Source organism: Arthrobacter sp. 35W (genome assembly GCF_000482545.1).
GTDB lineage: Bacteria > Actinomycetota > Actinomycetes > Actinomycetales > Micrococcaceae > Specibacter.
The window spans coordinates 1,804,508-1,818,119 of sequence record NZ_KI519454.1 but is presented as its reverse complement, the minus strand read 5'-3'; the positions used below and the strand labels follow the sequence as shown (position 1 = coordinate 1,818,119).

14 protein-coding genes are annotated in these 13,612 nt (G+C 65.2%); 7 read left to right on the top strand and 7 right to left on the bottom strand.

The genetic code is table 11. The features are described 5' to 3' along the window. The first annotated feature begins 115 nt into the window (after nucleotides 1-115). On the top strand, nucleotides 116-1,183 hold the full coding sequence (locus K254_RS0107985; protein WP_026554923.1) for a quinone-dependent dihydroorotate dehydrogenase: 1,068 nt from the start codon (nucleotides 116-118) through the stop codon (nucleotides 1,181-1,183). Between the two features lie 87 nt (nucleotides 1,184-1,270). On the opposite strand, the gene K254_RS0107980 is transcribed toward K254_RS0107985, so the two are convergent. The 3 genes from K254_RS0107980 to K254_RS0107970 form a co-directional block, all read right to left on the bottom strand. Beyond that, nucleotides 1,271-2,275 carry an aldo/keto reductase family protein gene (locus K254_RS0107980; protein ID WP_026554922.1) on the bottom strand — a complete coding sequence of 335 codons (1,005 nt, stop codon included), beginning with the start codon at nucleotides 2,273-2,275 and terminating at the stop codon, nucleotides 1,271-1,273. 119 nt (nucleotides 2,276-2,394) lie between these two features. After that, complete coding sequence (locus K254_RS0107975) at nucleotides 2,395-2,712, bottom strand: hypothetical protein (RefSeq protein WP_026554921.1); 318 nt, start codon at nucleotides 2,710-2,712, stop codon at nucleotides 2,395-2,397. A gap of 155 nt (nucleotides 2,713-2,867) precedes the next feature. Next, the gene (locus K254_RS0107970) at nucleotides 2,868-3,464 is read right to left on the bottom strand and encodes a DUF3043 domain-containing protein (RefSeq protein ID WP_026554920.1); all 597 of its coding nucleotides are present in this window, start codon (nucleotides 3,462-3,464) and stop codon (nucleotides 2,868-2,870) included. 127 nt (nucleotides 3,465-3,591) lie between these two features. Between K254_RS0107970 and K254_RS0107965 the strand changes: the two genes are divergently transcribed. From K254_RS0107965 to K254_RS0107945, 5 genes are all read left to right on the top strand, one after another. Continuing rightward, the gene (locus tag K254_RS0107965) at nucleotides 3,592-5,004 is read left to right on the top strand and encodes a dipeptidase (RefSeq protein WP_026554919.1); all 1,413 of its coding nucleotides are present in this window, start codon (nucleotides 3,592-3,594) and stop codon (nucleotides 5,002-5,004) included. 104 nt (nucleotides 5,005-5,108) lie between these two features. Next, nucleotides 5,109-5,483 (top strand): HesB/IscA family protein, encoded by a 375-nt coding sequence (locus K254_RS0107960; protein WP_026554918.1) that lies wholly within the window; start codon nucleotides 5,109-5,111, stop codon nucleotides 5,481-5,483. A 183-nt stretch (nucleotides 5,484-5,666) separates the two neighbouring features. Continuing rightward, nucleotides 5,667-6,536 (top strand): aa3-type cytochrome oxidase subunit II, encoded by an 870-nt coding sequence (gene ctaC / locus K254_RS0107955; protein WP_026554917.1) that lies wholly within the window; start codon nucleotides 5,667-5,669, stop codon nucleotides 6,534-6,536. 12 nt (nucleotides 6,537-6,548) lie between these two features. After that, nucleotides 6,549-8,252 (top strand): aa3-type cytochrome oxidase subunit I, encoded by a 1,704-nt coding sequence (gene ctaD / locus K254_RS0107950; RefSeq protein ID WP_026554916.1) that lies wholly within the window; start codon nucleotides 6,549-6,551, stop codon nucleotides 8,250-8,252. Then, nucleotides 8,249-8,650, top strand: coding sequence for a cytochrome c oxidase subunit 4 (locus K254_RS0107945; RefSeq protein ID WP_026554915.1), 402 nt, complete (start codon nucleotides 8,249-8,251; stop codon nucleotides 8,648-8,650). The genes ctaD and K254_RS0107945 overlap by 4 nt, the downstream gene beginning before the upstream one ends. Before the next feature lie 92 nt (nucleotides 8,651-8,742). Here K254_RS0107945 and K254_RS0107940 read toward each other — a convergent pair whose 3' ends face one another. Beyond that, nucleotides 8,743-9,024 carry an HPr family phosphocarrier protein gene (locus tag K254_RS0107940; protein ID WP_026554914.1) on the bottom strand — a complete coding sequence of 94 codons (282 nt, stop codon included), beginning with the start codon at nucleotides 9,022-9,024 and terminating at the stop codon, nucleotides 8,743-8,745. A 75-nt stretch (nucleotides 9,025-9,099) separates the two neighbouring features. Between K254_RS0107940 and K254_RS0107935 the strand changes: the two genes are divergently transcribed. Beyond that, a complete protein-coding gene (locus K254_RS0107935; RefSeq protein ID WP_035749126.1) occupies nucleotides 9,100-9,909 on the top strand; it encodes a GntR family transcriptional regulator in 810 nt (269 codons plus the stop codon). A 94-nt stretch (nucleotides 9,910-10,003) separates the two neighbouring features. Here K254_RS0107935 and qcrB read toward each other — a convergent pair whose 3' ends face one another. From qcrB to qcrC, 3 genes are all read right to left on the bottom strand, one after another. Continuing rightward, on the bottom strand, nucleotides 10,004-11,683 hold the full coding sequence (qcrB, locus tag K254_RS0107930; protein WP_026554912.1) for a cytochrome bc1 complex cytochrome b subunit: 1,680 nt from the start codon (nucleotides 11,681-11,683) through the stop codon (nucleotides 10,004-10,006). 2 nt (nucleotides 11,684-11,685) lie between these two features. After that, nucleotides 11,686-12,714: a cytochrome bc1 complex Rieske iron-sulfur subunit gene (gene qcrA / locus K254_RS0107925; protein ID WP_026554911.1), complete on the bottom strand. Its 1,029-nt coding sequence runs from the start codon at nucleotides 12,712-12,714 to the stop codon at nucleotides 11,686-11,688. A 90-nt stretch (nucleotides 12,715-12,804) separates the two neighbouring features. Continuing rightward, on the bottom strand, nucleotides 12,805-13,590 hold the full coding sequence (gene qcrC / locus K254_RS0107920) for a cytochrome bc1 complex diheme cytochrome c subunit (RefSeq protein ID WP_026554910.1): 786 nt from the start codon (nucleotides 13,588-13,590) through the stop codon (nucleotides 12,805-12,807). Between the last annotated feature and the right edge of the window lie 22 nt (nucleotides 13,591-13,612).

Sequence of the window (13,612 nt, the reverse complement as noted above, 5' to 3'; positions counted from 1 at the left end):
CCAATGCTAACGCCCGCACCTGCCGGAATGGATTGCGGTTGTGGGCTGCGGCACATTTGTTCCCAAGGTTCCGCGCCGGTTTGGTGCTGGGCTCCGGAGGCGGAAAACTAGGGGTATGCGCCTTTACCCCACCTTCTTTCGTGTCGTCTTCTCCGGGATGGACGCCGAGCGCGCCCACAAGATCGGCTTCAAGCTGATCCGGGCCTCGCACACCCTGGGGGCGGGGGCCGTGCTGCGCCGGATGTTTGCCCCGGCTCCGTCGCTGCAGACCAAGGCCCTGGGCCTGGTCTTCCCGTCGCCGTTCGGCCTGGCCGCCGGCTTCGACAAGGAAGGCCACGGCATCAACGCCCTGGCCGATCTGGGCTTCGGCCACATTGAGGTCGGCACCATCACCGGGCAGGCACAGCCGGGCAACCCGCAGCCGCGCCTGTTCCGCCTTGTCGAGGACCGCGCCGTCATCAACCGGATGGGCTTCAACAACGACGGCGCCGCTGACGTTGCGCCGCGGCTGGTCAAGGCGCTCGATAGCCTGCGCCGGACCTACGGCTCCACCCGCCCACTGGTTGGCGTCAACATCGGCAAGACCAAGGTGGTGGAGCTGGACAACGCACTGGAGGACTACCTCGTCAGCGCCCGCACGCTGGCCCCCAGCGCGGACTACCTCGTGGTCAACGTCAGTTCCCCCAACACCCCGGGCTTGCGCCTGCTGCAGGATGTCCAGACGCTGCGCCCGCTGCTCAGCGGCGTCCGCGAGGCCGCCGATGAGTCCGCCGGCCGCCACGTGCCCCTGCTGGTCAAGATTGCGCCGGACCTCAGCGATGACGACGTCGACGACGTCGCCGCGCTGGCTCTGGACATGGGCCTGGACGGCATCATCTGCACCAACACCACCATCTCCCGCGACGGACTGGCCAGCGATGGTGAGAAGGTCCGCGAGATCGGGGCCGGCGGTCTGTCCGGCGCGCCGCTGAAGGCACGCTCCCTCGAGGTGCTCCGCCGCCTCAAGTCCGCCGTGGGGGAGAACCTGGCCCTCATTTCCGTGGGCGGCGTGGAAACCGGTGCCGATGTGCAGGAGCGCCTCGACGCCGGAGCCACGCTGGTCCAGGGCTACACGGCCTTCCTCTACGAGGGTCCGTTCTGGGCCGGCCGGATCAACAAGGAGCTGGCCGCCAACCGGCGCTGACGTCTTCCACGCACCGCATCACAGACACCGCGGAACGGCCCCACCGGTTGGTGGGGCCGTTCCGTCATTTCATTGCGGGGTATATGCCTAGGCCACGCGGGTGGCGGGGCTTTCGGTCTTGGCCGGATCGCGCTCCACGGTGGAGCCCAAGGCCTCGTCGATGGCCGTCATGAGCTCGGCCGGGATCTTTACGCCCGAAGCCTTGACGTTCTCCGCCACCTGCTCGGGGCGGCTCGCACCCACCAGGGCGGTGGCGACATTCTCGTTCTGCAGCACCCAGGCGATGGCCAGCTGGGACATCTCCAGACCCAGTTCGGCGGCGATGGGCCGCAGCTTCTGGACGTTGGCCAGGACGGCCTCGTCCATGAAACCGCTGATGGTCCGGGCGCCGCCGTGCTCATCGGTGGCCCGGGATCCGGCAGGCGCCGGCTGGCCGGGGAGGTACTTGCCCGACAGGACGCCCTGCGCCATGGGGGACCAGACCACCTGGGACATGCCCAGTTCGATGGAGGCTGGGACCACCTCGGCCTCGATGACACGCCACAGGGCCGAGTACTGCGGCTGGTTGGACACCAGGGAGAATCCGGCCTGCCGGGCCAGGGCCTGGCCCTCGCGCAGCTGGTCCGCAGTCCATTCGCTGACGCCGATGTAGAGCGCCTTGCCTGCCCGGACGATGTCGCCAAAGGCGGCGATGGTCTCCTCCAGCGGCGTCTCGTAGTCGAAGCGGTGGGCCTGGTAGAGGTCCACATAGTCCATCTGCAGGCGGCGGAGCGATCCGTTGATGCCCTCCATGATGTGCTTGCGCGACAGTCCGGTGTCGTTGGGTCCCTTGGGGCCGACGGGCCAGTAGACCTTGGTGAAGATTTCCAGGGATTCACGGCGCTGGCCCTTCAATGCCGCACCGAGCACCTCCTCGGCCGCGCCGTTGGCGTACGCATCCGCTGTGTCAAAGGTGGTGATGCCGGCATCCAGTGCGGCACGCACACACTCCGTGGCGACGTCGTTCTCCACTTGGGAGCCGTGTGTCAGCCAGTTGCCGTAGGTGATTTCAGTGATCTTCAGGCCCGAGCGGCCGAGGTAGCGGTATTCCATGCCCCCAGCCTAGCCATGGGCCGCACCCAACCCGTTCATTTCCCGAAGGTCACGCACGGAAGTCTGGAACGGCATTCACCGCGGAAGACAGCCAGCTTCGAATTCGCAGCGACTGAACGTCAACGACCGGAGGTGAACCTGTCCGTGGTGTCGTGGTGGCTCGCTTCCTGGACGCTCAGCGCCATGGTTGGCTGGCCAAGAAGGAGCGATTGATATGCGTCGGCAGCCCCGGCCATGGGTGAGAAGGCGTCGCGGACTCTTCGACCACGCCGGGCACCGACCAGCCTTGCAACCATGCCGACGGCGATTGCGATCCAGAAGACGTAGGCAAGGCACCCCATCAGAAATGCGGTGCCAGCTGCGTCAAGGTGCGAAAAGACGGCCACCGCCAGCAGCGGCAGAACACACCCCAATGCGATGAAAATCTTCAGTTTCACTGCCCCGCCCCCCTGTGATTGCCCCGAGTGTACGAGACGTGGTGCAGCGGGTCCAGAACCACCACCTGTGGATTGGACGCATTAAGCGAGAGAGAGGCGGTATGGGGACGGGCGGGGTCCCCATACCGCCTCTCTCGGGCGGTGGAAAACTGGGTCTACTCGGGCGTTTCGCCGCGCTTGACCAGAGGCTTGGGGAGGCGCAGCTTGCGGAACTGGAGCGAGCGCATCGTGCCGTACCAAACCACGCCCGGCTCCGGAGCGCCGAACTTGGCGGTCAGGCGGCGCTTGAGACGGCGGGAGAGGAAGACGGAATCGATGGCCACGGCCACCACCATCACCCAGAAGCCGCCGAAAACGTACAGCTGGGTGTCGGCCGTGGGCGGAACCACCAGGGAGAGCACCACGATGGCCAGCGCGGCAAACATGACGTATTCGCCCAGGCTGAAGCGGGAGTCCACGAAATCGCGGGCGAAGCGCTTCTGCGGGCCCTTGTCGCGCAGCGGCAGGAAGCGCTCTTCACCGGTGTCCAGGGCGCGGCGCATGCGGGCCTGCTCCTCACGGCGGGCTTCCTTGTCCGCTACCTTGGCGGCGGCGCGGTCGTTGGGGACCAGCGGCCGCTTGCGGGCGGCTTCCTGGGCCTTGCGCGACGGAGTGGGCGCGCCCTTGCCCGCCTGCGGGTCGGCGCCCCGGACGGAATCCGTCGGGTCGGCTGCGGGCAGGTCTGCGGGGGCATCTTTCTTACGTCCAAACACCACTACAGAATACCCGGTGATTCCCTTCCACCCGACCGACCCGCGCCACATGACGATGCCGCCGTCGTCGGCCGCGCAGCGGCGCGGCAGAGTTGGTGCCCCCTAGGCCCAAAGGTAGTCTGCAGGAATGAGTGAAGAGACCTCGAAGACCGCGACATCCACAGTCCCCGTAGATTCCCTGCGTGCCAGCGTGAGGAGCCGGTTCGACGCCACAGTGGCCGAGCTGGTTGACCTTGTAGCGATTTCCGGCATTGCCTGGGAGGCGTTCGACGCGGCCGAGCTGGAGCGCAGCGCCGAAGCCGTCGCAGAGCTGGTCCGCAGCACGGGCCTGGACGACGTCCAGATCCTGCGCGTGAACAAGGACGACGGCACCCCCGGCGGCCCCGCGATTGTTGCCCGCAAGCCCGCACAGCCCGGCAAGCCCACAGTGCTGCTCTATGCGCACCACGATGTGCAGCCGCCCGGAGACAGCGCGCTGTGGAACTCCGAGCCCTTCACCGCCGTCGAACGCGACGGCCGGCTCTACGGCCGCGGTGCCGCCGATGACAAGGCGGGCATCATGGCCCACGTCGGCGCCCTGCGTGCCATCACCGATGTGCTTGGCGATGATTTCGGCCTCGGCGTCACCATCTTCATCGAGGGGGAGGAGGAGGCCGGTTCGCCCACCTTCCGCACCTTCCTGCAGACCCACCGACAGTTGCTGCGCGCGGACGTCATCGTTGTGGCGGATTCGAGCAATTGGAAGGTCGGCGTCCCCGCACTGACCACCAGCCTGCGCGGCCTGGTCGATGGCACCATCGAGGTCCGGATGGGCACCCACGCCGTCCACTCGGGCATGTTCGGCGGCCCGCTGCTTGACGCGCCCACGCTGCTGGCCCGCGTGATTGCCACCCTGCACGACGACGACGGCGCCGTCGCCATTGCGGGCCTGGCCGGCGGCGGCCATGCCGCCATCGACTACCCGGAGGATGCCTTCCGTGCGGACGCCGGTGTACTCGACGGCGTGCAGCTGGCGGGAACCGGCAGCATTACGTCCCGGCTGTGGACCAAGCCGGCGCTGTCCATCATCGGCATGGACATCCCGTCGGTGGCCCTGAGCTCCAACACCCTGCTGCCCGTGGCGCGGGCAAAGTTCAGCCTGCGGCTGGCACCGGGCCAGGAGCCGCAGGCGGCCATGGACGCCGTCGCCGAGCACCTGCGCACCCACACTCCCTTCGGCGCCCAGGTGACCTTCACGCCGGGGGAGATGGGGCAGGCCTTCGCCACCGACACCTCGGCCCCCGCGGCCCAGAGCGCGCTGTGGGCACTGGGTGCGGCCTGGGGTGTGGAGCCGGTGGAGAGCGGGATGGGCGGATCCATTCCGTTCATTGCTGACCTGAACGAACTGTTCCCCGAAGCCCAGATCCTTGTCACAGGTGTCGAGGATCCGGATTCGCGCGCCCACAGCGCCAATGAGTCGCTGCACCTGGGCGACTTCGAAAACGCTGTCCTCGCCGAGGCCCTGCTGCTGGCGAAGCTGGACGCCGACTCCAACGGCTGACGGCGCCCGCGTGGAACAGATCTCCACGCTCTGCTGTTAAGCACAGTTACTAGTCGGCCTGTGTGCGTCGTAGCATGTAGGTGTACCCCACAGAAGGAAATGCCATGAGTACCACTACCCCCGAAGAGACCACCGCCGCCGTCGAGCCCACCGAACACGGTGTGCAGATCAGCGACGTCGCCGCCTCCAAGGTGCGCAGCCTGCTGGAGCAGGAAGGCCGCACCGATCTTCGCCTGCGCGTTGCCGTGCAGCCCGGCGGTTGCTCCGGCCTGATCTACCAGCTCTACTTCGACGAGCGTCTGCTCGACGGCGATGCCGTGCGCGACTTTGACGGCGTTGAGGTTGTTGTCGACAAGATGAGCGTGCCGTACCTCGATGGTGCCAGCATTGACTTCGAGGACACCATTTCCAAGCAGGGTTTCACCATTGACAACCCGAACGCCGGCGGCTCGTGCGCCTGCGGAGATTCATTCCACTAAGCCACCCTTTACCTTGATGTAGCGGCCGGAAGCCAGACCTTAGGGTTTGGCTTCCGACGCACGGTGGGTTTTGTACGCAATTTGTGTGCGCTAGCGGTAAGCTCTACATCGAGTAGTAAAACTAAATTTGCCTCTGCGGCCCTGTCGCTGCGGAGAGCACAGCAACAAGAGGAAGGGCCGTCTGTGAGTTCGCAGGACCGAACCGGCAGCCGACGTGCAAAGTTCATTCCGATAACGGGATTGTTCATTGCTGGCGCGTTAGCTTTGTCTGGATGTACGGCAGAGAGTAAGAACGGCTGGTTGCCAGCCGAACGCGATGCGACCAACCACACGGGTCGCATCATCGACCTTTGGGTCAACTCGTGGATCACCGTGTTGATTATCGGCCTCATCACCTGGGTCTTGATGATTTGGTGCATTGTCGCCTACCGCCGTCGCAAGGGTACCGTTGGCTACCCGCGCCAGACCAGCTACAACCTTCCGCTGGAAATCTTCTACGTGATGATTCCGCTGTTCATGGTTTTGGTCTTCTTCTACTTCACGGACCGCGACCAGCGCGAAATCGACGCCCGCGTGGACAATCCCGATGTCACCATCGACGTCCGCGGCAAGCAGTGGTCCTGGGACTTCAACTACGTCCAGGGCAACGACGTCAAGGAGGCCGTGTACGACAGCGGCGTCCAGGCCCAGCTGGACGGCAAGCCGTTCGACAAGAGCGTGCTGCCCACCCTGGTGCTGCCGATCAACCGCACCGTTGAGCTGGAGCTCAACTCCCGCGACGTGATCCACTCCTTCTGGGTGCCGGCCTTCCTCGCCAAGCGCGACATGGTTCCGGGCAAGACGAACTACATCAACTTGACCCCCACGGCCCTGGGCACGTTCGACGGCAAGTGCGCCGAACTCTGCGGCGAGTACCACTCCGAGATGCTCTTCCGCGTCAAGGTTGTCAGCGAAGCCGACTTCCAGGCCCACATGGCCGAGCTGAAGGCAAAGGGCCAGACGGGCAACCTCGGCTCCGAGTACGACCGCAATCCGAATCTGAACGAGAAGTAGGGGAGACGGAAAGTGTCGACTTACGAGTACACGGCCACGGATGCCACATCCGTAGCCCCGCGGGTGGTGCCCGTGTCCAAGGGACGCATCGTCGTCAACTGGATCACGTCCACTGACCACAAGACCATCGGGTACATGTACCTGATCGCGTCCTTCATCTTCTTCTGCTTCGGCGGCGTCATGGCCCTGCTGATCCGTGCGGAGCTCTTCGAGCCCGGCATGCAGATCCTGCAGACCAAGGAACAGTACAACCAGCTCTTCACCATGCATGGCACCGTCATGCTGCTGATGTTCGCAACTCCGCTGTTCGCCGGCTTCGCCAACGTGATCATGCCCCTGCAGATCGGTGCCCCCGACGTCGCCTTCCCGCGGCTGAACGCACTGGCCTTCTGGTTCTTCCTGTTCGGCTCCACCATCGCCGTCTCCGGTTTCATCACCCCCCAGGGTGCTGCCTCCTTCGGCTGGTTCGCCTACGCGCCGCTGTCCAACACCACCTTCAGCCCCGGCGTCGGTGGCGACCTGTGGGTGTTCGGTCTGGCGCTGTCAGGTTTCGGTACCATCCTCGGTGCCGTCAACTTCATCACCACCATCGTCTGCATGCGTGCCCCGGGCATGACCATGTGGCGCATGCCGATCTTCACCTGGAACACCCTGATCACCGCCATCCTGGTGCTCATGGCCTTCCCGCCGCTGGCCGCCGCGCTGTTCGCGCTCGGTGCCGACCGCCGCTTCGGTGCACACATCTTTGACCCCGAAAACGGTGGAGCCATCCTGTGGCAGCACCTGTTCTGGTTCTTCGGCCACCCCGAGGTGTACATCATTGCGCTGCCGTTCTTCGGCATCGTCTCGGAGATCTTCCCGGTCTTCAGCCGCAAGCCGATCTTCGGCTACAAGGGCCTGGTGTTCGCCACCATCTCCATCGCTGCACTGTCCGTGACCGTGTGGGCCCACCACATGTACGTCACCGGCTCGGTCATGCTGCCGTTCTTCTCCTTCATGACGATGCTGATCGCCGTTCCGACGGGTGTGAAGTTCTTCAACTGGATCGGCACCATGTGGCGCGGATCGCTGACGTTCGAAACCCCCATGCTGTGGAGCATCGGCTTCCTGGTCACCTTCCTCTTCGGTGGTCTGACCGGCATCATCCTGGCCTCCCCGCCGCTGGACTTCCACGTCTCCGACACCTACTTCGTGGTGGCGCACTTCCACTACGTGGTCTTCGGAACCGTTGTGTTCGCCATGTTCGCCGGCTTCTACTTCTGGTGGCCGAAGTGGACGGGCAAGATGCTCAACGAGCGTCTGGGCAAGATCCACTTCTGGCTGCTGTTCCTGGGCTTCCACGGTACGTTCCTGATCCAGCACTGGCTCGGCGTCATCGGCATGCCCCGCCGCTACGCGGACTACATGGTTGAGGACAACTTCACCTGGATGAACCAGTTCTCCACCATCTCCTCCTTCGTCCTCGGCGCCTCGATGATCCCGTTCTTCTGGAACGTGTACATCACCTGGCGCAGTGGCAAGAGGGTTGAAGTTGACGACCCGTGGGGCTTCGGTGCCTCGCTGGAGTGGGCCACCTCGTGCCCGCCGCCGCGCCACAACTTCACTTCCCTGCCCCGCATCCGCTCCGAGCGCCCCGCGTTGGACCTGCACCACCCGGAGCTGGCTCCGCACTACGTGCCGGCCGCGATCGACGCTGAGAAGGGATCCGCCAAGTGAAAATCGAAGCAAACCTCTTCATCCTCCTGGGCATCTTCCTCGCCCCGGTAGGTGTGGTCTACGGTCTGATGACCCACTGGAGCGAGCCCCTGGGCTGGCTGGGCATCTTCCTGCTGGTCGGTCTGAGTGAAATGATCGGCATCTACTTCTGGTACACCGGCCGCCGTGTCGGCGCCCGACCCGAGGACCGGCTCGACGCCGAGATCCACGAGGGTGCCGGCGAGCAGGGGCACTTCAGCCCCTGGAGCTGGTGGCCGCTGGTGCTGGGCATCTCCTGTGCCACGGGCTTCCTCGGCCTGGCCGTGGGCTGGTGGATCGTCTTCATCGCCGGTGGCCTCGCCATCGTCGCTCTGGTCGGCTGGGTCTACGAGTACAGCCGCGGAGACCACGCACACTAGATTGGCAGTTTGAAACGCAAAAGGCGGGCCGCACCATTTGGTGCGGCCCGCCTTTTCGCATTTAACGCAGTGCCACAAGTCTGACCTGACGCTCAGCCGTCGAGCTCGGAGGCCACCAGCTGTGCCAGCGCGTCCAGCGCCGCCCGGACCTCCTCCGCCGGCACCTCGGCGGCGTCGACGGCAAGCTCCACCTCGCAGCCAAAGGGGAAGTCGGCCGTCATGACGGCCAGGAGCGACCGTGCGTCGACGGCCTCGCAGCCGCCCTTGGCAAGGGTGACGGGCAGGCCCGTCTGGTTGACGGCGCGGACAAAGACCGCTGCCGGCCGGGCGTGAAGACCGACGGCGGCACCCACTGTTGCTTTCCGGGTGTACATTCTTCTAGCTCCTAGAGTTGGTTTGTCTGAAGAAAACAGTAGCCGCACTCTAGGCTGGTTGAGTCATTGGGACGAATGAGAGGGAATGTGGTGGGCCACGCGGCAGATTCAATACCGGGGGAGATCCTCCGGGGTGCAGGCACCGCACTGCACGTCCAGCTGCGGGAGCTGCTGCGCAGCTACATCAGCACAGCTCTTCAGCCCGGCGCTCCCTTCCCCTCCGAGCGGGACCTCTCCGCCAGATTCCAACTGGCCAGGATGACCGTCCGCCATGCCATCGATTCCCTGGTCGATGAACAGGTGCTCGACCGGGTAGTGGGGCTGGGGACGTTCGTCTCGCGCCCGAAGTTCGATCTGCAGGTCAAGCTGACGTCCTACAGCGAGGAGATGCAGCGCCGCGGCATGACGCCCGCGGCCCAGGTGCTGAGCTTCGAGAAGATCCCGGCGACCGCCAGGCTGGCACGGGAGCTGCATCTGGAGGAGGGCCAGGCAGTGATCCGCTTCCGCCGCCTGCTGCTGGCCGACGATGAGCCCATGAGCGTGGATGAGAACTTCATTCCGGCGCACCGGGTGCCGGGCATTCTGGACCAACCGCCGCCCACGTCCCTGTACAACGTGCTCAGTGAACGGTACGGCCTGGTCATGGAGTGGGGGGAGGACACGATCGAGGCCACGGCCGCCTCGCCCTCCATCGCCCGGCTGCTGAAGGTTGAGATGGGGGCGCCGGTGCTGCGCATCCAACGGCACGCCTATGTCTCCCGCGCCATGGTGGACTACTCGGTCTCCTTCTACCGCGCGGACCGCTACAAGCTCTGGGTGCCCCTGCAGCGGCCCGGCGCCCGCCCCCGGACCACTCACACGCCGTCGTCGGTCAACGGCGTCTAGCAGGCCGTTCCCGCCCTCCCAGGACACACAAAAGAGGAGCCCCTCCCGGATTCATCCGGAAGGGGCTCCTCTTTATGTCTTTCGACGGGGACTGCTAGTGCGAAACTGCCTTGGTGTCCTCGCCGGCCTCGACGGCTTCGTGGTGGCCGTGGCCGTGTCCAGCCTCGAGCTCGGCCGGGGTGGCCGGAGCAACGCGGTCCTCGAAGAAGAAGCGGCTGAGCATGGCGCGGCGCTTTTCCTTCTTGTCCACGATGCCCTTGGCGTTCGGGATGCCCGCCTCGGGGAGGGGGGACTCGTAGCCAACCAGCTTGTAGCGCTTGTACTCGTCCAGCTGGGCGTGGACTTCCTGGTACTCACCGTGCGGCAGGCGCACGATGCGGCCGGTCTCGCGGCCGTGCAGGGCGATCTCGCGGTCCTTGCGCTGCAGCGCAAGCGCCACTCGCTTGGCGACGATGAATGCCAGCACCGGGCCGATGAAGAACAGTGCCCGGAGCCAGTAGGTCACATCGTTCAGCGACACGTGGAAGTGCGTGGCGATGAGGTCCGAGGAGGCCGCGGCCCACATCACGCAGTAGAACACGAAGCCTGCAACACCAATAGCGGTGCGGGTCGGAACGTTGCGCGGGCGGTCCAGCACGTGGTGCTCACGGTTGTCGCGGGTGATCCAGCGCTCGATCCAGGGGTAGGTGAACAGCACGGTGAAGACGATGCCGGCCGGAACCAGGGCGGGGAGCAGCACGTTCAGCGAGAGCGTGTTGACGCCCCACGGCAGCGGGATGTGCCATTCCATGGGCAGACCCAGCAGCCAGCCCGGCATCAGGCGCAGGGCGCCGTCAACCCAGCCGATGTACCAGTCAGGCTGGGTGCCGGCAGACACGGGGGAGGGGTCGTACGGGCCGTAGTTCCAGATCGGGTTGATCGTGAACGCGGCGGCCATCAGGGCCACGACGCCGAAGACGATGAAGAAGAATCCACCGGCCTTGGCGGCGTAGACCGGACCGAGCGGGTAGCCGACGACGTTGCGGTCGTTGCGGCCCGGGCCGGGGTACTGCGTGTGCTTGTGGACAACCACCATGAAGAGGTGGACCACAACCATGAGCAGGATGATCGCGGGGATGAGCAGGATGTGCAGCACGTACAGGCGGCCGATGATCACGGTGCCCGGGAACTCGCCGCCGAAGAGGAAGAACGAGAGGTAGGTGCCGACGATCGGGATCGACTTCATCACGCCGTCGATGATGCGCAGGCCGTTGCCGGAGAGCAGGTCATCGGGGAGGGAGTAGCCGGTGAAGCCAGCAGCCATGGACAGGATGACCAGAACGCCACCGACAACCCAGTTCAGCTCGCGCGGCTTGCGGAACGCACCGGTGAAGAAGACGCGCAGCATGTGCACGGACACGGACGCCACGAACAGCAGGGCGGCCCAGTGGTGCACCTGGCGCATGAACAGGCCGCCGCGGATGTCGAAGGAGATGTTCAGGCTGGAGCTGTACGCCACGGACATTTCGATGCCCTTGAGCGGCACGTAGGGGCCGTCGTAGTGGGTCTCCGCCATGGACGGATCGAAGAAGAACGTCAGGAACGTTCCCGACAGCAGCAGGATGACGAAGGAGTAAAGGGCTACTTCACCGAACATGAAGGACCAGTGGTCGGGGAAGACCTTCCGGCCGAATTCACGCAGGATTCCGGAGCCGCCAACGCGCTCGTCAACGAAGTTGGTGATGTGTCCGACCTTGGTGGTCGGCGTGTAGGTGGTTTCTGATGCGGCACTCATGGTTAGCCACGCTCCCAGAAGCTAGGTCCAACGGGTTCGTGGAAGTCGCTTTGGGCCACCAGGTAGCCCTCGGCGTCAACCTTGATGGGCAGCTGCGGCAGCGGGCGCTTGGCCGGGCCGAAGATGACCTTGCACTCCTGCGTGAGGTCGAAGGTCGACTGGTGGCAGGGGCACAGCAGGTGGTGCGTCTGCTGCTCGTACAGGGCGACAGGGCAGCCGACGTGGGTGCAGATCTTGGAGTAGGCAACGATGCCGTTGTAGCCCCAGTCTTCGCGCCCGGCGGAGGGGTTGAGCTCTTCCGGGTTCAGGCGCATGAGCAGGACAACTGCCTTGGCCTTCTCCTCGAGCTTGCCCTCGTGGAGCTCGTTGAGCCCCTCGGGGATCACGTGGAAGGCGGAGCCGATGGTGACGTCGGAGGCCTTGATCGGCGTTCCCGTGGGGTCGCGGACCAGGCGTACGCCCTCGTCCCACATGGTGTGGCGCAGGGCGTCGCCGGGCAGCGGGCCTAGGTCGCGGAAGACCACGATGGCTGGCAGCGGTGCCAGAGCCAAGGCACCCAGAAGGGTGTTGCGGATCAGCGGACGGCGCTTGATGCCGGTTTCATCGACGATGTCGTCAACGATCTTGACGGCGGCCTGGCGGTCCTCTTCGCTGCGGATCTCGTGGCGTTCCTCGGAAACCTCGTGGTCCGGCATGAGGGCGCGGGCCCAGTGCACGATGCCGGTGCCGATGCCGAGCATGGCGAAAGCGGTGCCGAGGCCCAGGAACAGGTTCTGCAGGCGCAGTGTGCCGATGGTGTCGTCAAGGCGGATGCCAAAGTAGGCAAAGAAGAACAGCAGGGTGCCAATAGCGGACACCACGAAGAGGGCGGCCACCTGGCGCTCGGCCCTCTTTGCTGCTCTGGGATCCGTGTCAGCCAGCCGCAAACGGTGCGGAGGAAGTCCTGGGTCTTGGAACTTCTCCACCTCGTTCTGACCAGCCTTAGCTACGGCGTCCGAGCTTGTCGGCGTGCCGTCACTATGGTTGCCCATAATCCCCTCATCCTTCTCTTATCCCGGACACTGTCCGGGGTCGTAATGTATGTTTCGTGCAGCCGCCGGAGCGGCCAAAATCTGTGTGGACTAGGAGGTCCGCGAGGTCAGCCAGATGGTGAAGGCGACGATGACGCCCAGACCGGCAATCCAGAGGAACAGGCCTTCGGAGACCGGGCCCAGGGAGCCCAGCTGTGCTCCACCGGGGGAGCCCTGCGCTTCGATCGTGTTCAGGAAGGTGATGATGTCGCGCTTGCCCTCAGGGGTGATGTTGGCGTCGTTGAACACCGGCATGTTCTGCGGGCCGGTGATCATGGCCTCGTAGATGTGGGCGTTGGACACGCCGGCCAGGGCCGGAGCGAACTTGCCGCGGGTCAGTGCGCCACCGGCGGCAGCAGCGTTGTGGCACATCGCGCAGTTCACGCGGAAGAGCTCGCCACCGGCGGCGGCGTCGCCCTTGCCGTCAAGATACTCATCGGCCGGAATGGCCGGACCTGCACCCAAGGAGGCAACGTAGGCGGACAACTGCGCAGTCTGCTCCTCGTTGAACTGGGCCGGCTTCTTCTGGGCCTGCGGGCCCTGCATCTGCATGGGCATGCGGCCGGTGCCAACCTGGAAGTCGACAGCAGCGGCGCCGACGCCGACCAGGGAGGGGCCGGACGAGGTGCCGCTGGCGCCCATGCCGTGGCAGGTGGCGCAGTTGGCGATGAAGAGCTTCTCACCCTCCGCCGTCTCATGGGCCGAGAACGTGGTCTCCGCCTTGGCCTGGTTGACGGTGGTGGCAACGGCGTACAGCCCACCAGTGAGCATGAGCCCCATCAGCAGCAAGGCAATTGCTGCCAGTGGGTGACGTCGCTTCTGCGAAAGTGCCTTCACGGAGAGGATCCTTTTATCGTTT